22 protein-coding genes and 1 tRNA gene are annotated in these 18976 nt (G+C 61.7%); 5 read left to right on the forward strand and 18 right to left on the reverse strand.

Annotated features, from left to right (window positions below; all coding sequences use genetic code 11):
- Positions 1–7 precede the first annotated feature (7 nt).
- Genes yajC through queA form a run of 3 tightly spaced genes read right to left on the reverse strand, consistent with a single transcriptional unit; the run spans position 8 to position 2567 of the window.
- Entirely contained in the window at positions 8–343 is a 336-nt protein-coding gene (yajC, locus tag JOE27_RS12235; protein WP_008092587.1) for a preprotein translocase subunit YajC, read from the reverse strand.
- A 44-nt stretch (positions 344–387) separates the two neighbouring features.
- On the reverse strand, positions 388–1503 hold the full coding sequence (tgt, locus tag JOE27_RS12240) for a tRNA guanosine(34) transglycosylase Tgt (protein WP_162144435.1): 1116 nt from the start codon (positions 1501–1503) through the stop codon (positions 388–390).
- A gap of 14 nt (positions 1504–1517) precedes the next feature.
- On the reverse strand, positions 1518–2567 hold the full coding sequence (queA, locus tag JOE27_RS12245) for a tRNA preQ1(34) S-adenosylmethionine ribosyltransferase-isomerase QueA (protein ID WP_039602792.1): 1050 nt from the start codon (positions 2565–2567) through the stop codon (positions 1518–1520).
- 108 nt (positions 2568–2675) lie between these two features.
- Between queA and JOE27_RS12250 the strand changes: the two genes are divergently transcribed.
- The 3 genes from JOE27_RS12250 to JOE27_RS12260 all read left to right on the forward strand — a co-directional run bounded on the left by JOE27_RS12250 (position 2676) and on the right by JOE27_RS12260 (position 4920).
- Positions 2676–2760 (forward strand) — tRNA-Leu (locus tag JOE27_RS12250).
- Between the two features lie 389 nt (positions 2761–3149).
- The gene (locus JOE27_RS12255; RefSeq protein ID WP_042112114.1) at positions 3150–3797 is read left to right on the forward strand and encodes a trypsin-like peptidase domain-containing protein; all 648 of its coding nucleotides are present in this window, start codon (positions 3150–3152) and stop codon (positions 3795–3797) included.
- A 199-nt stretch (positions 3798–3996) separates the two neighbouring features.
- Positions 3997–4920, forward strand: a complete 924-nt coding sequence (locus tag JOE27_RS12260; protein WP_046784491.1) for a bestrophin family ion channel — start codon at positions 3997–3999, stop codon at positions 4918–4920.
- On the opposite strand, the gene phnE is transcribed toward JOE27_RS12260, so the two are convergent.
- Genes phnE through JOE27_RS12280 form a run of 4 tightly spaced genes read right to left on the reverse strand, consistent with a single transcriptional unit; the run spans position 4892 to position 8122 of the window.
- Positions 4892–5659: a phosphonate ABC transporter, permease protein PhnE gene (gene phnE / locus JOE27_RS12265; protein WP_204918842.1), complete on the reverse strand. Its 768-nt coding sequence runs from the start codon at positions 5657–5659 to the stop codon at positions 4892–4894. The two genes, JOE27_RS12260 and phnE, sit on opposite strands and share 29 nt — an antisense overlap.
- Entirely contained in the window at positions 5656–6483 is an 828-nt protein-coding gene (locus JOE27_RS12270; RefSeq protein WP_012316167.1) for an ABC transporter permease, read from the reverse strand. Before JOE27_RS12270 ends, phnE begins: the two co-directional genes overlap by 4 nt.
- The gene (locus JOE27_RS12275) at positions 6477–7271 is read right to left on the reverse strand and encodes an ATP-binding cassette domain-containing protein (protein WP_046784493.1); all 795 of its coding nucleotides are present in this window, start codon (positions 7269–7271) and stop codon (positions 6477–6479) included. The genes JOE27_RS12270 and JOE27_RS12275 overlap by 7 nt, the downstream gene beginning before the upstream one ends.
- Complete coding sequence (locus JOE27_RS12280) at positions 7268–8122, reverse strand: putative selenate ABC transporter substrate-binding protein (RefSeq protein ID WP_012316169.1); 855 nt, start codon at positions 8120–8122, stop codon at positions 7268–7270. The genes JOE27_RS12275 and JOE27_RS12280 overlap by 4 nt, the downstream gene beginning before the upstream one ends.
- Before the next feature lie 123 nt (positions 8123–8245).
- Here JOE27_RS12280 and selD point away from each other — a divergent pair, with 123 nt between their 5' ends.
- Positions 8246–9280, forward strand: coding sequence for a selenide, water dikinase SelD (gene selD / locus JOE27_RS12285; protein ID WP_115273910.1), 1035 nt, complete (start codon positions 8246–8248; stop codon positions 9278–9280).
- Positions 9280–10377, forward strand: a complete 1098-nt coding sequence (mnmH, locus tag JOE27_RS12290; protein WP_046784495.1) for a tRNA 2-selenouridine(34) synthase MnmH — start codon at positions 9280–9282, stop codon at positions 10375–10377. The genes selD and mnmH overlap by 1 nt, the downstream gene beginning before the upstream one ends.
- A 117-nt stretch (positions 10378–10494) precedes the next feature.
- Here mnmH and JOE27_RS12295 read toward each other — a convergent pair whose 3' ends face one another.
- The 11 genes from JOE27_RS12295 to cyoB all read right to left on the reverse strand — a co-directional run bounded on the left by JOE27_RS12295 (position 10495) and on the right by cyoB (position 18975).
- Entirely contained in the window at positions 10495–10881 is a 387-nt protein-coding gene (locus JOE27_RS12295; protein ID WP_125923424.1) for a lysozyme inhibitor LprI family protein, read from the reverse strand.
- Between the two features lie 19 nt (positions 10882–10900).
- Positions 10901–11440: a hypothetical protein gene (locus JOE27_RS12300; RefSeq protein ID WP_204918845.1), complete on the reverse strand. Its 540-nt coding sequence runs from the start codon at positions 11438–11440 to the stop codon at positions 10901–10903.
- Positions 11437–12000, reverse strand: a complete 564-nt coding sequence (locus JOE27_RS12305; protein WP_012316174.1) for a GNAT family N-acetyltransferase — start codon at positions 11998–12000, stop codon at positions 11437–11439. Before JOE27_RS12305 ends, JOE27_RS12300 begins: the two co-directional genes overlap by 4 nt.
- A gap of 143 nt (positions 12001–12143) precedes the next feature.
- Positions 12144–12395 carry a DUF3077 domain-containing protein gene (locus JOE27_RS12310; protein WP_012316175.1) on the reverse strand — a complete coding sequence of 84 codons (252 nt, stop codon included), beginning with the start codon at positions 12393–12395 and terminating at the stop codon, positions 12144–12146.
- A complete protein-coding gene (locus JOE27_RS12315; protein ID WP_204918847.1) occupies positions 12388–12642 on the reverse strand; it encodes a hypothetical protein in 255 nt (84 codons plus the stop codon). The genes JOE27_RS12310 and JOE27_RS12315 overlap by 8 nt, the downstream gene beginning before the upstream one ends.
- Positions 12643–13111: 469 nt before the next feature.
- Complete coding sequence (locus JOE27_RS12320; RefSeq protein ID WP_012316177.1) at positions 13112–13495, reverse strand: YkgJ family cysteine cluster protein; 384 nt, start codon at positions 13493–13495, stop codon at positions 13112–13114.
- A gap of 153 nt (positions 13496–13648) precedes the next feature.
- Positions 13649–14857: an alanine transaminase gene (gene alaC / locus JOE27_RS12325; protein ID WP_046784500.1), complete on the reverse strand. Its 1209-nt coding sequence runs from the start codon at positions 14855–14857 to the stop codon at positions 13649–13651.
- A gap of 241 nt (positions 14858–15098) precedes the next feature.
- Positions 15099–15986 (reverse strand): heme o synthase, encoded by an 888-nt coding sequence (cyoE, locus tag JOE27_RS12330; RefSeq protein ID WP_204918849.1) that lies wholly within the window; start codon positions 15984–15986, stop codon positions 15099–15101.
- Positions 15987–15997: 11 nt separating this feature from the next.
- On the reverse strand, positions 15998–16330 hold the full coding sequence (gene cyoD / locus JOE27_RS12335; RefSeq protein WP_012316180.1) for a cytochrome o ubiquinol oxidase subunit IV: 333 nt from the start codon (positions 16328–16330) through the stop codon (positions 15998–16000).
- Positions 16330–16953 carry a cytochrome o ubiquinol oxidase subunit III gene (gene cyoC / locus JOE27_RS12340; RefSeq protein WP_012316181.1) on the reverse strand — a complete coding sequence of 208 codons (624 nt, stop codon included), beginning with the start codon at positions 16951–16953 and terminating at the stop codon, positions 16330–16332. The genes cyoD and cyoC overlap by 1 nt, the downstream gene beginning before the upstream one ends.
- Positions 16954–16956: 3 nt before the next feature.
- Positions 16957–18975 carry a cytochrome o ubiquinol oxidase subunit I gene (gene cyoB / locus JOE27_RS12345; RefSeq protein WP_012316182.1) on the reverse strand — a complete coding sequence of 673 codons (2019 nt, stop codon included), beginning with the start codon at positions 18973–18975 and terminating at the stop codon, positions 16957–16959.
- Position 18976: the final 1 nt, after the last annotated feature.

An 18976-nucleotide genomic window follows, 5' to 3' on the forward strand; every position in this document is an offset into this window, starting at 1 on the left:
CGGTAACTCAGATAGCCTTGAGCGTACCTTTTGGCAGGGTCGCGGCAATGGCGCCCTTCTGGAACTTCAGCTCGACAGTGTCGGACACTTCCAGAACCACGAAATCATCGGAAACCTTGACGATCTTGCCAGCGATGCCGCCGTTGGTGACAACTTCATCACCTTTTTGCAAGTTGCTCAGCAGGTTCTTCTGCTCTTTGGCACGCTTGGCCTGCGGGCGCCAGATCATCAGGTAGAAGATGACCAGGAAACCGACCAGGAAAATCCACTCAAAGCCGGTGCCGGCTGGGCCAGCGGCGGGTGCAGCAGCGTCCGCATAGGCGGCGGGGATCAAGAAGCTCATTAGGCACTCCAGTTGCTTAAGTTTTAATTAGATGGTGCGAACAATCAGTCCAAAGGCGGCACAGGCAGCCCGCGCTTGGCATAGAAGGCGTCGACGAAGGCGGCCAATTTACCCTGTTGAATAGCCTCGCGTAAACCGGCCATCAAGCGCTGGTAATGGCGCAAGTTGTGGATGGTATTCAGCATGCTGCTCAACATTTCGCCGCACTTGTCCAGGTGATGGAGATAAGCGCGGGAGAAGTTCGTGCAGGTGTAGCAATCACAGGTCGGATCCAGCGGCGAATCATCGTGGCGATGGAACGCGTTGCGGATCTTGATCACCCCTGTATCGACGAACAGATGGCCGTTGCGCGCGTTACGCGTTGGCATCACACAGTCGAACATGTCGACGCCGCGGCGCACACCCTCAACGAGATCTTCCGGTTTGCCTACCCCCATAAGGTAACGAGGTTTGTCAGCAGGCATCTGGGCCGGCAGGTAATCCAGCACCTTGATCATTTCGTGCTTGGGCTCGCCCACCGACAGGCCGCCGATGGCCAGGCCGTCGAAGTCGATATTGACCAGCGCTTCCAGCGAGCGCATGCGCAAGTCCTGATACATGCCGCCCTGGACGATGCCGAACAGCGCCGCAGTGTTGTCCCCGTGGGCGTTCTTCGAACGCTGCGCCCAACGCAGCGACAGTTCCATGGAGGTGCGCGCCACATCGTGCTCTGCCGGGTACGGTGTGCACTCGTCGAAGATCATCACGATGTCCGAACCCAGGTCACGCTGTACTTGCATGGACTCTTCCGGGCCCATGAACACCTTGGAGCCATCCACTGGGGAGGCGAAGGTCACGCCCTCTTCCTTGATCTTGCGCATGGCACCCAGGCTGAACACCTGGAAACCACCCGAATCAGTCAGGATCGGGCCTTTCCACTGCATGAAATCGTGCAGGCCGTTGTGCTTCTTGATCACCTCGGTGCCTGGGCGCAGCCACAGGTGGAAGGTGTTGCCAAGGATGATCTCGGCACCAATGGCCTCGATGTCACGCGGCAGCATGCCCTTGACCGTGCCATAGGTACCCACCGGCATGAACGCCGGGGTTTCGACGGTGCCACGGGGGAAGGTCAGGCGGCCACGACGGGCCTTGCCGTCGGTGGCCAGCAGTTCGAAGGACATTCGACAGGTGCGACTCATGCTTGATCCTCTGGGCCGCGTGGCGCCGGATTGCGGGTGATGAACATGGCATCACCGTAACTGAAGAAGCGGTACCCCTGCTCGACCGCCGCCGCGTAGGCAGCCATGGTCTCGGGGTAACCGGCGAATGCCGAGACCAGCATCAGCAGCGTGGACTCCGGCAGGTGGAAGTTGGTGACCAGGGCATCGACCACGTGGAACGGCCGGCCCGGGTAGATGAAGATGTCGGTATCGCCGCTGAAGGCCTTGAGCACGCCATCGCGTGCCGCGCTTTCCAGCGAGCGTACGCTGGTGGTGCCAACCGCGACCACACGGCCTCCCCGGGCCCGGCAGGCCTCGATGGCATCGACCACATCCTGGCTCACTTCGAGCCACTCTTTATGCATGTGGTGGTCTTCGATCTTGTCGACCCGCACCGGCTGGAAGGTGCCAGCACCCACATGCAGGGTGACGAAGGCGCGCTCAACGCCCTTGGCGGCGATCTTGTCCAGCAGCGCCTGGTCGAAGTGAAGGCCAGCGGTTGGCGCGGCTACGGCACCTGCACGTTCGGCGTACACGGTCTGGTAGCGCTCACGGTCGGCGCCCTCGTCCGGGCGGTCGATGTAGGGCGGCAGCGGCATGTGCCCGACACGTTCGAGCAACGGCAGCACCTCTTCGGTGAAGCGCAGTTCGAACAGCGTGTCGTGGCGCGCAACCATTTCGGCCTCGCCACCGCCGTCGATAAGGATCACCGCGCCTTCTTTAGGCGCCTTGCTGGCACGCACATGGGCGAGCACGCGGTGGCTGTCGAGCACACGCTCGACCAGCACTTCCAGCTTGCCGCCGGAGGCTTTCTGGCCAAACAACCGCGCCGGGATCACCCTGGTGTTGTTGAACACCATCAGGTCGCCGGGGCGCAGGTAGTCGAGCAGATCGGTGAATTGCTTGTGCGCCAGCGCCCCGCTCGGCCCATCGAGGACCAGCAGTCGGCTGCCATGGCGCTCGGCCAGAGGGTGGCGGGCGATCAGGGAATCGGGGAGTTCGAAGGAAAAATCGGCGACGCGCATGATGATGTTCGGGTTCGGCAGGGCCGGGAAGTTTAGCCCAATGCGTGAAAATTGACCATGAAAGCCGATTGACCGACCTGAAGCACCTCTCTATACTGCGCGCCACACGCCCTGATGGCGGAATTGGTAGACGCGGCGGATTCAAAATCCGTTTTCGAAAGGAGTGGGAGTTCGAGTCTCCCTCGGGGCACCAAGATCCGGAAAAAACCGACCTTATGGTCGGTTTTTTTATGCCTGTGGTTTGACCAGCAAGACCCTGGGCCAGTGCATCGTCATCCGCTCAAGCAAATGCAGCTCAATACAGCTCAATACAGCTCAATACAGCTCAATGAGCTGTGGCCAGTTCACCCATCAATGCAAGCCCTTTTCAGCCCGCCGATTTTGACGCCACCCCAATGGCCACAGGCCCTCCAGCCATGTTTGGAATCTATTGGCTAGCACCGTCACCCCCACCTAAGATGTCATTCGTCGGATATACACAGAAAGTATTGATAGCGTAATAGCACTTAGCCATAGTCGCGCTCCCATTTCTCAATACTCGTGCAAATCATGAAATCAACTGTGCCCTGCCTGGCAGCAATGATGCTGCTCAGTGGGTGCAATGGAGTGCCAACGTCCTACGTGTCAGACCCCGTCTACGATCAGGCTTTCGTGGTCACCTCCGGTGCACCGCTGCCGATGTTGCTGATGGCCACTGCCATCCAGTGGAACGAAGACTATGCGGTAACCGCCAAGCACACCCCCTTCCTGCGCAACGTGGTTCATGAAGGCCTGGGTGATGTGGTGTTCTTCAAGCACAAGGCTGCCCGGGTGCCGCTCTGGCGCCAGTATGTGCCGGGCGAGTCCGTGACAGCGGTCGGCTTCAACAGCCTGATGATGCCGGTGCAGGGCAAAGGCCAAACCCTGGCTTCACTGGTACGCCTGGAAGGCACGCCAGGCAGCGTGTTCTATTCGGTGCACGATGGCCCGATGGTCAAAGGCATGTCCGGTGGCCCGGTGTTCGCCGATGACGGCAAGGTCGTTGGGATCAATGTCGCGTTCATCGCCAAAGATGAAATCGATGCGCGCAACCGCCCGGACCTTGCCGACAAAGAACGTATCAGCGTGTTCATGTCGTTTAGCGAAATCGACAAGGAATGGCGCAGGTTCCAGTATCTGGCCAATAAAACGAAGCCCAAGGCCGCGCCTGCCGCAGTCAAGGGGTATGTCGTGGTCGCCGCCAAGCCTTGAATTGAACCTGAGCTCAGGCACATTGCTCAGCCTGGCATATGATGAGGCCAGCACGACTCATGCAAAGGGACCTGCCATGGCAGGCGCCGGATGGCAAAAGGGTCGCGTTGGCGGAATCAAAACTTCTTGCAACATCCACCACCGAACCTTATTCGACCCTCGACGTCCGATCCTGCATCCCCCTGTCGAGGTTCCCCGCGTGAAAGAAATCATCGCCCGCAAGTATCGCCTGGTGGTGAAGACCTTCGGCTACATCGGCTGGTCGCTGTTCTGGCTGCTGATCTGGGACGTGCTGGTCACCATCGATTTCATGCTGTTCCTCAACAGCAAGTTCACCCTGCCGCTGATCCCGCTGACATTGCTGGGTTCGGCGCTGGTGGTGCTGGTGAGTTTTCGTAACAGCAGCGCCTACAACCGCTGGTGGGAGGCGCGCACCTTGTGGGGCGCGCTGGTGAACAGTTCACGCAGCTTCGCTCGGCAGACGCTGACGCTGATCGACGACCCGGATGACGGCTTGAACCCGGTCAAGGCCACCTTGTTGCGCCGGCATATCGCCTATGTGAATTGCCTGGCGGCGCACCTCAAAGGCCAAGCCTGCCCCGACGAACTGATGGCGTTCATCCCGCCCGGGGAGTTCGAGCGGCGCAACCGTTCGAACAATTTCGCCAACGATATCCTCAGCGGTTCGGCAGCCCTGCTCGCCCGCGAGTACAAGGCCGGGCGGCTGGACAGCATTCGCCTGGCGCGGCTGGAGTCGACGCTGGTGGACCTGTCCAACGCCCAAGGCGGCATGGAACGTATCGCCAATACACCACTGCCCTACCCTTACGTGTACTTTCCGCGGCTGTTCATCTCGTTGTTCTGCCTGATCGTGCCCGTGGGCCTGGTCGAATCGCTGGGCTGGTTCACACCACTGGCGTCTACCGTGGTCGGGTTCATGCTGCTAGCCATCGAGCGGATCGGCACCGACCTGCAGAGCCCGTTCCGCTTCAGTGAACACCAGATCCAGATGGACACCATTTGCGAGACCATCGAGCGCAACCTGGAGTCGATGCAGCGTGAAGCGCAGTGCGGGGAATTAGGGGCTGACGCGTTCAGGCCCGCACATAACGCTGGCGCATGACATCACTGAACACGTCCACCAACAGCACCAGCACCAGCATGGCCAAGATCACCGTGCTGGCCTGGGCCTCCTGGAACAGGCTCAGGGTGGTATAGAGCATCTGCCCCAGCCCCCCTGCGCCAACGAGCCCAAGCACACTGGCCATCCGGATGTTGTTTTCCCAACGGTACAAGCTGTAGGCCAGCAACTGCGGCCACAGGTTGGGCAAGGTGCCGAAGCAGAACGCCGCCAGTTGCCCGCCACCTTGCAGGCGGATCGCCGCCGCTGGCTCGGCCGGGGTATTTTCCAGCGCCTCGGCGTACAACCGGCCAAGCACACCTGCCGTATGCAGTGCCAACGCGAGCGTCCCGGCGTTAGGGCCAAGCCCTGCCGCCAACACCATCAACGCGGCCCACACCAGCTCGGGAATGGCACGCAGGGCATTGAGCAGCAGGCGCGCCGCAGCCTGCAGCGGCCAACCGAAACGCCCCGCTGCGGGTAATGCCAGCAGCATGCCCAGCACCATTGCCAGCAGCGTACCCAGCCCGGACATGGCAAGGGTTTCCAGGGCACCGCGCCCCACCGCTTGCAGGTGTTCGGCGGTAACGTCCGGATGCAGAAAACGCCCGGCATACTCGGCCATCTGCCCCAGCCCGCCGTTACCCACCAGCGCCTGCAGGTCGAGGTCCAGATAGCTGAACGAGGCGATTACCGCAGCAACCAGGGCAGCCATCACCAGCAGATTGATCACCCGGTTCATGCCAAGCGTCCCCGCAAGAAGCGGCTGAGCAGGTCCGCCAGCAGCACCAGGCCAAAGAAGGCGAGCAGCATGCTTGCCACCTCACCGCCTGCGAACATGCGCATCGACAGGTCGATCTGCTGCCCCAAGCCCCCGGCACCAACGAAACCCATCACCACCGAGGCGCGCACCGCGCACTCCCAGCGGTAGACGGTGTACGACACAAGCTCCGTGCCGGCACTGGGCAGGATGCCGTAGAAGAACGCCGTTAGCCGGCCACTGCCCGCTTGCAGCAGGGCATGCGCCGGGCGCTGGTCGACCGATTCGAAAATTTCGGCATAGACCTTGCCGAGCATGCCGCTGTAGGTGATGGCGATGGCCAGCACCCCCGCCGTCGGCCCCAGCCCTACCGCACGCACGAACAGCAACGCCCAGACGATCTCGGGCACACTGCGCAGGAAAATCAACAGCCCGCGCACCGGCATCCTTAGCAGGCGGGACCAGGCGCCGGAACGGCCACCACGAGAGGCCGCGCGCAACGACAAGGCACGGCTGGCCAGCAGGCTCGCCGGGACTGCCAGCAGCAGCGCCAGTACCATGCCGGCAGTGGCTACAGCCAATGTCTGCAGGGTCGCCTCGTACAGCAGTTCGAGAAATTCGCCATCATGCGCCGGCGGCCAGAAGGCGCTGGTGAAGCTGGCAATCTGCTGGCGGTTTTCCGCTTGCAGCAGCACGCCCGGGTTCAGCTCGCTCAACTGCGCCCCTGGCCACAGCAGGGCCAGCGCAACCAGGGCGACCAACAGGCGCGGCACAAACGCCGGATCGCGGGCGCTGGCCTTCAGCATCGCGGAATCTGCACAGCCAGGGTCGGGGCCTGGGGCAGTGGCGACCCCAACTGCTCGTTGGCGTAGAGCGCATCGAGCATCTGCTCGGTCACAGCCTCGGCAGAGCAGTCGAACGCCACCCGGCCCTCACGAATGCCGATAACCCGCGGGAAATGTGCCAAGGCCAGGTCCACTGCATGCAGGCTGGCTACCAGCGTCACGCCGTAGGCTTGGGCATGGCGGTTGAGCAGGGCCAGGCTGTGTTCGGCCAGCACGGGGTCCATTGCTGAAACCGGTTCATCGGTCAGCAGTACCTCGGGCCGCTGATACAACGCGCGGGCGATGCCGACGCGCTGCAACTGGCCGCCGGAAAGCTGCCCGCACTGGACGAACAGCTTTTCCGCCAGGCCCAGCTCGGCCAGCACCTGGCGTGCGCCCTGCACATCGGTGGGGTACACCAGGTTGAGCAACGAACGCAGCGTACCCCACTGGCCCAGACGGCCGGCCAGTACAGCAGTCACCACCCGCTGGCGAGGCGGCAGGGGCGGTGCCTGATGTACCAGGCCGACCCTGGCGCGCAGACGCTGGCGAGCCTTTGCCGACAACGCCCAGGGCTGCTCACCCAACACGTCCAGGCGCCCTGCGCTGGGCTGTACGGCAGTGGCCATCAGGTGCAGGAGGCTGGATTTGCCAGCCCCCGAAGGGCCGATGATCGCGACCCGCTCACCCTGGGTGATACGCACAGAGACGGAGTCGAGCGCGCGAACCTGGCCGTGGCGCAGGCCCGCGTCGAGCAGCGTGATAGTCACTTGAGCAGGCCGGCCTCACGTGCCGCCTGCTCGGTGCCCTGATAGTTCTCAGGCTTGGTTTCGATGAAACGGCTGGCGGCCTGCAGGTCGAGGATCTTCTTGTGTTCCGGGTTCGAAGGGTCCAGGGCGAGGAAGGCTTGCTTGATCTTGTCTTTGAGCGCCGGGTCCATGTTGCCGCGCACGGTCCAGTTGTAGTCATAGTAGGTCGGGGTGGTGGCAAACACCTTGACCTTGCTGGTATCGACCTTGCCGGCGTCGACCAGCTTCTGCCAGACGCTGGCGTTGAGCACGCCACCATCGACCTTGCCGGCCTGGACCCAGGCCACCGTTGCGTCGTGGGCGCCGGAATAGGCCACGCGGCTGAAGTAGCCCTCAGGCTTGATGTTGTCTTCCTTGAGCATGAAGTAGCGCGGCATCAGGCTGCCAGAGGTGGACGAAATCGAACCGAAGGCGAAGGACTTGCCCTTGAGGTCGGCCAGGCTCTTTACATCCGGGTTGGCGGTGATGAACTTGGAGGTGAACTGGGCGTCCTGCTCACGCTGCACCAACGGTGTGGCGGTCGGGTCTTTGAGGTGTACCTGAACGAAGGTGAAACCACCCAGCCAGGCCAGATCCAGGCGGTCGCTGGCCAGCGATTCAACCACTGCCGGGTAGTCGGCCACCGGCACGAACTTCACCTGCATGCCCAGTTGCTGGGACAGGTATTTGCCCAGCGGCTCGAATTTGCGCAGCAGTTCGGTTGGCGCTTCGTCGGGGATGGCACTGACCCGCAAGGTATCAGCGGCCTGGGCGACAACGGCACAGCAGGACAGCACGAGGCCGGCGGCGAGCGCCAGAGGGCGTTTGAGCATGGGATTCTCCGGTTCAATAGCGGGGAAAGTGTCGGCGATAGGCAGACGGTGATGGATTATAAGTGGCACAGACGCAAAGGCCAGCTTTGCTACAATCGCGCATCACGAAAAATGAGGTGCGTAATGAGCGAGCCGATTCGCCTGACCCAGTACAGCCATGGTGCTGGCTGTGGCTGCAAGATCTCCCCCAAGGTGCTGGATGTGATCCTGGCCGAAAGTGGCGCCCAGGCCCTGGACCCGAACCTGTGGGTCGGCAACGCCTCGCGCGATGACGCCGCCGTGTACGCCCTGGACGATGAGCGCGGCGTGGTGTCCACCACCGACTTCTTCATGCCCATCGTCGATGACCCCTACGACTTCGGCCGCATCGCCGCCACCAACGCCATCAGCGACATCTACGCCATGGGCGGCGACCCGCTGATGGCCATCGCCATCCTCGGCTGGCCGGTCAACGTACTGCCACCAGAAGTGGCCCGTGAAGTGATCCGCGGTGGCCGCGCCGTGTGCGCCGAAGCCGGCATCCCACTGGCCGGCGGGCACTCGATCGATGCCCCCGAGCCGATCTTCGGCCTGGCCGTCACCGGCGTGGTCAGCAAGCGCCACCTCAAGCGCAATGACACCGCGACAGTGGGTTGCCGCCTGTACCTGACCAAGCCATTGGGCATCGGCATCCTCACCACCGCCGAGAAAAAGGCCAAGCTGCGTGAGCAGGACCAAGGCCTGGCCCGTGACTGGATGTGCACCCTCAACACCCCCGGCAGCCGCTTTGGCAAGCTCGACGGGGTCAAGGCGATGACCGACGTGACCGGTTTCGGCCTGCTCGGCCACCTGGTCGAGCTGGCCGAGGGCAGCGGGCTGACCGCGCACCTGGACTACGCGGCCGTCCCGCGGCTGCCGAGCATCGAGCACTACATGGCCGAGGGCTGCATCCCCGGCGGTACCCTGCGCAACTTCGACAGCTACGGGCACAAGATCGGCGCGCTGACCGACGATCAGAAGCACCTGCTGTGCGACCCGCAGACCAGCGGCGGCCTGCTGGTGGCGGTCACCCCCGAAGGTGAGCAGGCGTTCCTTGCCGTTGCCGCCGACCTTGGCCTGGACCTTGCGCCGATCGGCCTGCTGGCCGAGCGACAGAGCCACGCAGTCGAGGTGAACTGATGCGCCACGACTGCACCGACTTTCGCCAGCTGTTCCTCGACGACGTGCCGATGATGGACATGCGTGCGCCCGTCGAATTTGCCAAGGGCGCCTTCCCTGGCGTCGTCAACCTGCCGCTGATGACCGACCAGGAGCGGCAAAAGGTCGGTACCTGCTACAAGCAGCAGGGCCAGGCCGCAGCCATCACCCTTGGCCACCAACTGGTCAGCGGCACCATCAAGCGCGAGCGCCTGCATGCCTGGGCCAGCTTTGCCAAGGCCCACCCTGATGGATACCTGTACTGCGCCCGCGGCGGCCTGCGCTCGCTGATCGTCCAGCAGTGGCTGCGCGACGAAGCGGGCATCGCCTACCCGCGTATCAAGGGTGGCTATAAAGCCCTGCGCACTTTCCTGCTGGATACAACCCAGCAGGCCGTGGAGCAATGCGATTTCGTTTTGGTCGGCGGCCTCACCGGCACCGGCAAGACCGATGTGCTGCACCAACTGAACAACGTGATCGACCTTGAAGGCCATGCCAACCACCGCGGTTCGAGCTTCGGCAAACGCGCCACCGCACAGCCGGCGCAGATCGACTTCGAGAACAAGCTGGCCATCGACGTGCTGAAGAAACGCGCACGTGGTATCGAGCAGTTCGTGCTGGAGGACGAGGGCCGTATTGTCGGCAGCTGCACCGTGCCGCTGGAGCTGTACCAGGGCATGCAGCAATACCCGCTGGTGTGGCTGGAAGACAGCTTCGAAAACCGTGTCGAACGCATTCTGCGTGACTACGTGGTCAACCTGTGCGCCGAGTTCGTCGCGCTACATGGCGAAGAACTCGGGCGCCGGCTGTTCACTGAGCGCCTGCTGCAGAGCATGAGCAACATTCACAAGCGCCTGGGTGGCGAGCGCTACCAGCGCCTGTCCGAGATCATGCGCCTGGCGCTGGATGAGCAGCAGCGCAGCGGTGGCATCGATCTGCACCGGGGGTGGATCGAGGGCTTGCTGAAGGAATACTACGACCCGATGTATGCCTACCAGCGTGATGCCAAGGCGGACCGGGTGGAGTTTGCAGGGGATGCTGTGCAGGTGCGCGAGTACCTCAAGGCTCGCAAGCGCTAGGGGCCGCTTGCGGCCCATCGCCGGCAAGCCAGCTCCTACAGGGGCCGCGCAGTTCTTGAGTTCTGCGCTGTACCTGTGGGAGCTGGCTTGCCAGCGATGGCGCCCGCACAGGCAACATCACTGCCCAGGGCTGAGCACCCGCTCCAGCTCTGCCGCCCGCTCGCGGGTCATGTCCAGCCCACACATCCCGCCTTCGAGCTGGGCCATCGTCCCGCCGCTGGCTTGCACGTGGAACTTGCAGTTGCCATCACGGTAAGCGATCCACTGGCGCTGAACATCGCGCAAGCTCTTCTTCGGCTCCGCTTCGAGCTTGCCCATCAGTTGCTTGTAAACCCGGTTCAACCGCGCATCCTGCAGCTGGGTTTCGGCCTGGATGCAACTGCTCATGGCCAGCGTACTGGAAGCCTTGTCCATGCACTGGGTATAGCTCGGCGAGTTGTCCTCGGCCATTGCCACAGGCATGCAACATGCCAAGGCCAACCCCATCAGATACTGCTTGCTCATCGCCATCTCCTGGTCCATATCAAAACGCCTGCGGCTGCTCCGCAGGCATCAGTACCTTGCCGGGCACAAAGCGCAGCGACGGCATTTGCGTGGCGGCATACAACGCCAGCGCCAGTGCTGCGATCAGCGCCACGTCGAGCCAGCGCCAGCCCGGCATGTCCTGTGCACTGCGCGCCTTCCAGACATGCCATGCCTGCCCTGCGCAGAACACCACGATAGACGCCAGCCAAAGGTAAAAACCGGCACCAAAGCCCGTACGGTCCTGAAACGCGTAGCTGATGTTATCCGGCAGCCGTTCGATGCCAAAGCTGCTGGCCGCCAGGTACAACGCAGCCAACCCGGCTAGCAGCGCCAGGCGGCGGAAACGCCGGTGGGCAAGGACTGCGATTGCCAGCAGCGGGTTGGCAAACCACTGAAACAGCCCGAACGGAACGCCCCATGGCCCGTACAGCAACATCTGCAAGGCCGGCATGTGCCTGCCGGCGGTCATCAGCGCGCCATCGAAACACAGGCCGAGCAAATACAAGGCAAGGCTGAAGGTGAGGTAAAAAGCCGTCATGCAACGGGTGGCTCGAGCAACAAGCCGTAGATGCCCGAGTCGGACAACTCACCCGCCACGCACCAGCGTGCGCGCAACGTGCCTTCAAGGACGAAGCCCTGGCGCTCCAGCGTACGTGCCGAGCCATTGTTGCGCGGGTCGATCTCGGCCTCCAGGCGGCGCATGTGCAGGGTATGGGCGAGGTAGTCGATGAAGCAGGTCAGTGCCTCGTCCATGTAGCCCCTGCCCTGCACTGCGCTGGCCAGGCAATAGCCGATCTCGCCACGGCGTGAGGTGTCATCGATGTTGAACAGCTGGACCATGCCGATCAGTTCGCCAGTGTCACGGCGGTACATGCCCAGCTTGAGCTGGTCACCATTGGCATAGGCCTCGCGGTCGGCAGCCAGGGCGCTTTGTGCCTCGGCTAGGTCTTGCCAGGGGGCATGGTGCCAATAGCGCATGACCTCGGGGTCGGCCATGATCGTCAGCCATTGCTGGGCATCGGCGTGGCGCATCGGGCGCAACTGCAGGCGCGGGCTGTCGAGGCAGAGGTCGGTGGGGAAACTTCGGGGTGGGGTCACGCCGCATCTCCTGTCCATTGCTGGGGAAATGACAGTTTAACGTCATGTGGGGGGGCTGGGGCATGCCTGGTGTTTCAAGGGTTATTGAAGACTGAGCGCCGCGCGGGCGGCGCTCGATCTCAAGTGCGCTGGGCGAACACGCTTCAGGCCCCGCGGTTCAAGCCCATTTCCATGTCATTGATCAGCGCCTTGGCCATGGCACTTAGAATGCGCGCGGCGCTGCCGGCAACGAGGTTGCCCTCCATCTCGGCTTCCTCACTCAAGTGCCGAATGCACCCAAGCAGAACGGAAAGTTCGTCAAACGCGTGATCGAGCGGCACTCCCGGCTGGATGGCATACAGATCGAGAAACGTCTCTTGGCCAACCGTGGTTCGCGCTTTCAGGTCATCACTCATGCGCCCTCTCCAACGTGCTCATATGGCCGAAAAGGGCCCGCAGGAGCTCGGTGTGGATGCCCATGTTATCCAGCACCACCTTGCGTTGGTCTTCGCCCACGGTGCTGAGGTACAGCTCGATGGTGCGCGAAAGGCTGTCCATTAGCGCGGCGGCATGGGCCTTGGCGTCTTCAAGGGAAAGGTCGGCGATTATCGAGATGTAGGGAATGGGAAAGGTGTCGGGTGGATCGGGTACGATTTTTTTCATGGTGAACTCCAATGACATTTCTAGGAGCAACCACCCTGGTCCTTCTCACAGATTGGGGTGGCAGCCGTGCGCGAGGTGAGAAGCCCGTGTTGGAGTCACCACGGTCAGGCCTAAGCCTGCACGCGCACAGCTGCCATAAAAACGGCCGACTACCAACAACGAGTTCTCACACTCGCTCGCCATATGGGCGAACCGTGAAGTTATCGCTGTAGTCCTTCCCCGCCTATCAGGCGGCATCCGACACGCATCGTAGGATAATTCGCCAAGCCCGTCTTTCTGAAGCATTTGGTTTCAGGTTCAGAAACTTCTTACACATGACTGGCGATGCGATTGTTGTAGGAGCGGCCTTGTGTCGCGAAAGGGGGCGAAGCGCCCTCAGGATTTTAGCGTCGCCACAGGTATCGCTGGGGCCGCTTTGCGGCCCTTTCGCGACACAAGGCCGCTCCTACGATGACCGTGTCGCCGGTGGTCAGGCCACCTCGGCCCCATCATCCGGCCAATGCGGCTCGTTGGCCCCCGGTGGCGTCAGCGGCGGCAAACCATAAGCAGCACGTGCATCGTCGCAACTGGGGTTGTGTACGCCCCCCTCCCACGACGCTTCGAACTCACGGCAAGGGCTGGAACGGTTGGCGTAAATGGTGCACGCCACCTCGGTGCCGATCTCGCCCTTGAGGCTGACGCAGCGGCACGGCTTGGCATCGGTGCCGATCATGGCTACCCGGGTTGGGTTGATCTGCACCACCAGGTCATCGGGCACAACGCCACCGGCTGACTGGCATTCGCCCCAGAAGAAGGACACACGGAAGTACCCGCAGCAGGCGCCGCAGTCAAGGCAAGGGTTGTATTCGGACATGATGGCACGGAAGGGGAAGGTTATTGTTATCGGGGCTGGCCCGCGGCGCCATTTGTAATCGAAGCCAGGTCGGCTGAGAAGAGGGGCAACGAAAAATAGTTTGCCGTCGATCCGGCAAACATCAGGGGCCGCATGGCGGCCCCTGAAACTGCACTATTTGCGGCTCAGGCCATCAGCCCGGAACATCTGCCGGATGCCCCGTATCGCCTGGCGAATCCGGTCCTGGTTTTCGATCAGGGCGAAGCGCACGTGGTCATCACCGTAATCGCCAAAACCGATGCCCGGTGAGACACACACCTTGGCTTCAGCCAGCAGCTTCTTGGCAAATTCCAACGACCCCAAGTGGGCGTACTGCTCGGGTATCTTGGCCCAGACATACATCGACGCCTTGGGGTTCTCGACCATCCAGCCCAGCTCGTGCAGGCCTTTGACCAACAGGTTGCGGCGCTGGCGGTACTGCTCGGCGATGTCGCGCACACACTGCTGGTCACCTTCGAGCGCCGCGATCGCCGCGACCTGCAAGGGCGTGAACGTGCCGTAGTCGTGGTAGCTCTTGATTCGCGCCAGGGCGCTGACCAGCTCAGGGTTGCCGACCATGAAACCGATCCGCCAGCCGGCCATGTTGTAGCTCTTGGACAGCGTGAAAAACTCCACGGCAATGTCCTTGGCACCCGGTACCTGCATGATCGACGGTGCCTTCCAGCCGTCGTAGACGATATCGGCGTAGGCCAGGTCGTGCACCACCAGCACGTCATACTGCTTGGCCAAGGCCACCACGCGCTCGAAGAAGTCCAGCTCCACGCATTGGGCAGTGGGGTTGGACGGGAAGCCGAGGATCATCATCTTCGGCTTGGGGATGGACTCGCGGATCGCCCGCTCGAGTTCATTGAAGAAGTCGACACCGGGCACCAGCGGCACCGAACGCACCTGGGCACCGGCGATCACTGCGCCGTAGATGTGGATCGGGTAGCTCGGGTTGGGCACCAGCACGGTGTCACCATGGTCGAGGGTACCGAGCATCAGGTGCGCCAGGCCCTCTTTGGAGCCGATGGTGACGATGGCTTCGCTTTCCGGGTCGATGTCGACCTCATAGCGCTCCTTGTACCAGTTGGAAATGGCACGGCGCAGCCGCGGGATGCCGCGAGAGGTTGAGTAGCCATGGGTGTCATCACGCTGGGCGACTTGCACCAGCTTCTCGACGATGTGCGGCGGGGTAGCACCATCGGGGTTGCCCATGCTCAGGTCGATGATGTCCTCGCCACGGCGGCGGGCAGCCATCTTGAGCTCGGCAGTGATGTTGAAGACGTAGGGGGGGAGACGATCGATGCGCGCAAAGCGGCGCGGCGAACCTTGGTCGGCCATGGTTTCCTCTGAGTACGTAAGCGCCCGGAACCGTCCGAGCGACGCTGGCCGATGTGGCGGCCTGGATCAGAAGATAATGCCGAAACAGTATGACTGTAAAGGACATAATCCTGTTTTGTTAGAACTTTTCAGATGTATTTTTTGAAAACCAGAGATTTATGTTTCCAAGCCGATGATAGGGCCAGAATCGAAAAAAAAACCCCGGCACATGGCCGGGGTTTTCGTGTAACAGGCGACTGTATCAGCGTGCGTAGGTCATCAGCACGTCCGCAGCGGTCTGGCTGTCCACACCCATCATCACGCTCAGGGCGGTAACGGTGAGGATGGAGAAGCCGAACACCTTGCGGGCCCACTTGCTGTCGTCCTCGGCCTTGTAACCAGCCCAGGCCATGTACAGCCAGTACAGGCCCATGGCAGCTGCCACGGCCAGGTAGCCGAGGCCGGCGTAACCGCCGAGGGTGAGCATCAGGGTAGCGAGCACGAAGGCCAGCACGTACAGCACGATCTGCTTCTTGGCCGCAAGAATACCGCGTGCCACCGGCAGGACCGGAATGTTGGCAGCGCTGTAATCCTTGAAGCGGAAGATTGCGATCGCGAAGCTGTGCGGCATCTGCCACAGGCTGAACATCACCAACAGGGTCACTGCCGCCAGGTCGAAGCTATTGCTAACGGCGCAGTAGCCGATCACCGGAGGCATGGCACCGGACAGGCTGCCAACCAAGGTGCCGTGCACCGATTTGCGCTTCAGCCAGAGGCTGTAGAAACCGACGTAGACGATGAACCCGATCAGCGCACAGAACGCCGCCAGCGGGTTGGCCTGGACATACAGCAGGCTGAAGCCCGCCACCCCGAGGAGGGTGGCGTAGACCAGCGCGAGGGTCAGCGACATGCCGCCCTGGACCATGACGCGGTTCTTGGTACGTTCCATCTTGATATCGATGTCGCGGTCGATGCAGTTGTTGAACACACAACCGGACGCAACCACCAGGGACGTACCTATAACCACCGCCAGGAACAGGGCGAAGTCTACATGGCCCTTCGAGGCAAGGAAGAAACCGCCTGCCACGGAAAGCACGTTACCGAAAATGATCCCCGGTTTGGTGATTTGGATAAAGTGCTTAACGGACATGCAGTCTTACCTCACTTGGCCATCATTTCGTAGTGGATGCTGAACATGATCCACAGCGACAGGCCGACCAGCAGTGCAATCACCATGGTGGTGAACAGGAACGTCGACACGTTGGAACGCTGCTCTTTCGAGCGGTCCATGTGCAGGAAGTACACGAGGTGCACTACCACCTGGATGACGGCCATGGCCACCACGATCAGGACGGTCAGGTTCTTCGGCAGGCTGGGGTACATCACCAGGCCGAACGGGATCGCGGTCAGGATGATCGACAGTACAAAGCCGATCATGTAGGACTTCACGCTGCCGTGGTTACCTTCGTGATGAGTGTCGTGTGCGTTAGCCATTACAGAACCCCCAGCAGGTAAACGACGGTGAATACGCAGATCCAGACCACGTCCAGGAAGTGCCAGAACAGGCTCAGGCAGCTCATGCGGGTCTTGGCGGTCGGCGTGATGCCGTGCTTGTTGATCTGGTACATCATGATTGCCATCCAGATCAGGCCGGCGGTCACGTGCAGGCCGTGGGTGCCTACCAGGGCGAAGAAGCCCGACAGGAAGCCACTGCGCTGCGGGCCGTAGCCCTCAGCGATCAGGTGATGGAACTCGTAGATTTCCATCGCGATGAACGCAGCGCCGAACAGGAAGGTCACTGCCAACCAGCCCAGCACGCCTGCTTTCTTGCCGTCGAACATCTTCAGCATGGCGAAGCCGAAGGTGATCGAGGACAGCAGCAGGAACAGCGTTTCTACAGCTACGAAATCGAGCTGGAAGATGTCATGACCCGACGGGCCGCCGGCAAAACTGCCGGACAGCACCGCGTAGGTGGCGAAGAGCGACGCAAACAGGATGCAGTCGGTCATCAGGTACAGCCAGAAACCGAGTACGGTCATCTGGCCCGAGTCGTGGTGGTGATCGTCGTGCCCATGGTCGTGACCATGAGCAGCGCCGTGGATTACTTGACTGGACATTGATTACACCCGCTCAAACGATTCGACACGTGCGCCGGCAGGCAGAGCACCTGCTTTGGCCAGCGCTTTCATGCGCTCGCCTTCGATGCGCGCCACTTCTTCGGCCGGAACCATGTAGCCCTGGTCGTCACGCGCAGCGTGGCGAACGAAGACAGCGATGGTCGCAACCAGGCTCGCGCCCACCAGCCACCAGATGTGCCAGATGAAGGCGAAGCCGAAGACGGTCAGGAACAGGCCCATGAACAAGCCGGTAGCAGTGTTGCTCGGCATGTGGATCGGCTCGTACTTGCTCGGAGCCTTGTAGGCAACACCGGCTTCCTTGGCTTCGTGCCAGCAGTCCAGGCCAACTTTCTCAGGCATGTGGGCGAAGTTGTAGAACGGAGGTGGCGACGAAGTCGACCATTCCAGGGTACGGCCGCCCCATGGGTCGCCGGTCACGTCCAGGTTCTGGTTGCGGTCGCGGACCGAAACGTAGATCTGGATCAGCTGGCAAGCGATACCGAACAGGATCAGCACGGCGCCGACGACGGCAACGTACAGGTAGGGTTCCCACAGCGGGTTGTCGGAGTGGTTCAGACGACGGGTCATGCCCATGAAGCCCAGGGCATACAGCGGCATGAACGCAACGTAGAAGCCCGAGATCCAGAACCAGAAGGCAGCTTTGCCCCACTTCTCGTTCAGGGTGAAGCCGAAGGCTTTCGGGAACCAGAAGGCGAAGCCGGCAATGTAGCCGAATACCGCACCACCGATGATCACGTTGTGGAAGTGAGCGATAACGAACAGGCTGTTGTGCAGCACGAAGTCAGCACCTGGAACAGCCAGCAGAACGCCGGTCATGCCACCAATGGAGAAGGTGATCATGAAGCCCAGGGTCCACATCATCGGTGCGGTGAAGCGCACACGGCCCTGGTACATGGTGAACAGCCAGTTGAACAGCTTCACACCCGTCGGAATGGAGATCAGCATCGTCGCCAGGCCGAAGAAGGTGTTGACGCTGGCGCCGGCACCCATGGTGAAGAAGTGGTGCAGCCATACGGCAAAGCCCAGGATGGCGATCGCGCCCGATGCGTAGATCATCGAGTGGTGGCCGAACAGACGCTTGCCGGAGAAGGTCGAAGTCACTTCCGAGAACACGCCGAAGGCCGGCAGGATCAGGATGTAAACCTCAGGGTGACCCCACGCCCAGAACAGGTTGACGTACATCATCGGGTTCCCACCAAGCTCGTTGGTGAAAATGTGGAAGTCCAGATAACGGTCAACAGTCAGCAGTGCGAGTGCAGCGGTCAGGATCGGGAAGGAAGCGACGATCAGCACGTTGGCCCAGGTGCAGGTCCAGGTGAAGATCGGCATGTCCATCAGTTTCATGCCTGGTGCGCGCATCTTCATCACGGTGACGAGGAAGTTCACACCGGTTAGCGTCGTACCCAATCCGGATAGCTGTAGCGCCCAGATGTAGTAGTCGACACCCACCCCAGGGCTGTACTGAATGCCCGCGAGCGGCGGATAGGCAACCCAGCCGGTCTTGGCGAATTCACCAACGCCCAGCGAGATGTTGACCAGCAGCACGCCTGCCAGCAGCAGGTAGAAGCTCAGGGAGTTCAGGAACGGGAAGGCAACGTCACGTGCACCGATCTGCAGAGGAACCGCAAGGTTCATCAGGCCGGTGAAGAACGGCATCGCCATGAAGATGATCATGATCACACCGTGAGCGGTGAAGATCTGGTCATAGTGTTCAGGCGGCAGGTAGCCTTCGGAGCCGCCGGTAGCAGCAGCCAGCTGGGTACGCATCATGATGGCGTCGGCAAAGCCGCGCAGCAGCATGACCATCGCGACGATGATGTACATCACCCCGATTTTCTTGTGGTCGACCGTGGTCAGCCACTCGGTCCACAAGTAGGTCCACTTGCGGAAATAGGTGATAAGGCCGACGACAGCGATACCGCCGAGCGCGATCATGGCAAGCGTCACCATGACTATCGGCTCGTGATAGGGTATCGCCTCCAGGCTTAATTTACCGAACATC

Source organism: Pseudomonas sp. M5 (assembly GCF_016907075.1).
GTDB classification, from domain to species: domain Bacteria; phylum Pseudomonadota; class Gammaproteobacteria; order Pseudomonadales; family Pseudomonadaceae; genus Aquipseudomonas; species Aquipseudomonas putida_E.

Bases quoted from the DNA above. Each gene is read 5' to 3' on its own strand.
- yajC (WP_008092587.1), bottom strand. From the start codon at position 343: ATGAGCTTCTTGATCCCCGCCGCCTATGCGGACGCTGCTGCACCCGCC.
- tgt (WP_162144435.1), bottom strand. From the start codon at position 1,503: ATGTCCTTCGAACTGCTGGCCACCGACGGCAAGGCCCGTCGTGGCCGC.
- queA (WP_039602792.1), bottom strand. From the start codon at position 2,567: ATGCGCGTCGCCGATTTTTCCTTCGAACTCCCCGATTCCCTGATCGCC.
- JOE27_RS12255 (WP_042112114.1), top strand. From the start codon at position 3,150: ATGCTGCTCAGTGGGTGCAATGGAGTGCCAACGTCCTACGTGTCAGAC.
- phnE (WP_204918842.1), bottom strand. From the start codon at position 5,659: ATGAACCGGGTGATCAATCTGCTGGTGATGGCTGCCCTGGTTGCTGCG.
- JOE27_RS12270 (WP_012316167.1), bottom strand. From the start codon at position 6,483: ATGCTGAAGGCCAGCGCCCGCGATCCGGCGTTTGTGCCGCGCCTGTTG.
- JOE27_RS12280 (WP_012316169.1), bottom strand. From the start codon at position 8,122: ATGCTCAAACGCCCTCTGGCGCTCGCCGCCGGCCTCGTGCTGTCCTGC.
- selD (WP_115273910.1), top strand. From the start codon at position 8,246: ATGAGCGAGCCGATTCGCCTGACCCAGTACAGCCATGGTGCTGGCTGT.
- mnmH (WP_046784495.1), top strand. From the start codon at position 9,280: ATGCGCCACGACTGCACCGACTTTCGCCAGCTGTTCCTCGACGACGTG.
- JOE27_RS12295 (WP_125923424.1), bottom strand. From the start codon at position 10,881: ATGAGCAAGCAGTATCTGATGGGGTTGGCCTTGGCATGTTGCATGCCT.
- JOE27_RS12300 (WP_204918845.1), bottom strand. From the start codon at position 11,440: ATGACGGCTTTTTACCTCACCTTCAGCCTTGCCTTGTATTTGCTCGGC.
- JOE27_RS12310 (WP_012316175.1), bottom strand. From the start codon at position 12,395: ATGAGTGATGACCTGAAAGCGCGAACCACGGTTGGCCAAGAGACGTTT.
- JOE27_RS12315 (WP_204918847.1), bottom strand. From the start codon at position 12,642: ATGAAAAAAATCGTACCCGATCCACCCGACACCTTTCCCATTCCCTAC.
- JOE27_RS12320 (WP_012316177.1), bottom strand. From the start codon at position 13,495: ATGTCCGAATACAACCCTTGCCTTGACTGCGGCGCCTGCTGCGGGTAC.
- alaC (WP_046784500.1), bottom strand. From the start codon at position 14,857: ATGGCCGACCAAGGTTCGCCGCGCCGCTTTGCGCGCATCGATCGTCTC.
- cyoE (WP_204918849.1), bottom strand. From the start codon at position 15,986: ATGTCCGTTAAGCACTTTATCCAAATCACCAAACCGGGGATCATTTTC.
- cyoD (WP_012316180.1), bottom strand. From the start codon at position 16,330: ATGGCTAACGCACACGACACTCATCACGAAGGTAACCACGGCAGCGTG.
- cyoC (WP_012316181.1), bottom strand. From the start codon at position 16,953: ATGTCCAGTCAAGTAATCCACGGCGCTGCTCATGGTCACGACCATGGG.
- cyoB (WP_012316182.1), bottom strand. From the start codon at position 18,975: ATGTTCGGTAAATTAAGCCTGGAGGCGATACCCTATCACGAGCCGATA.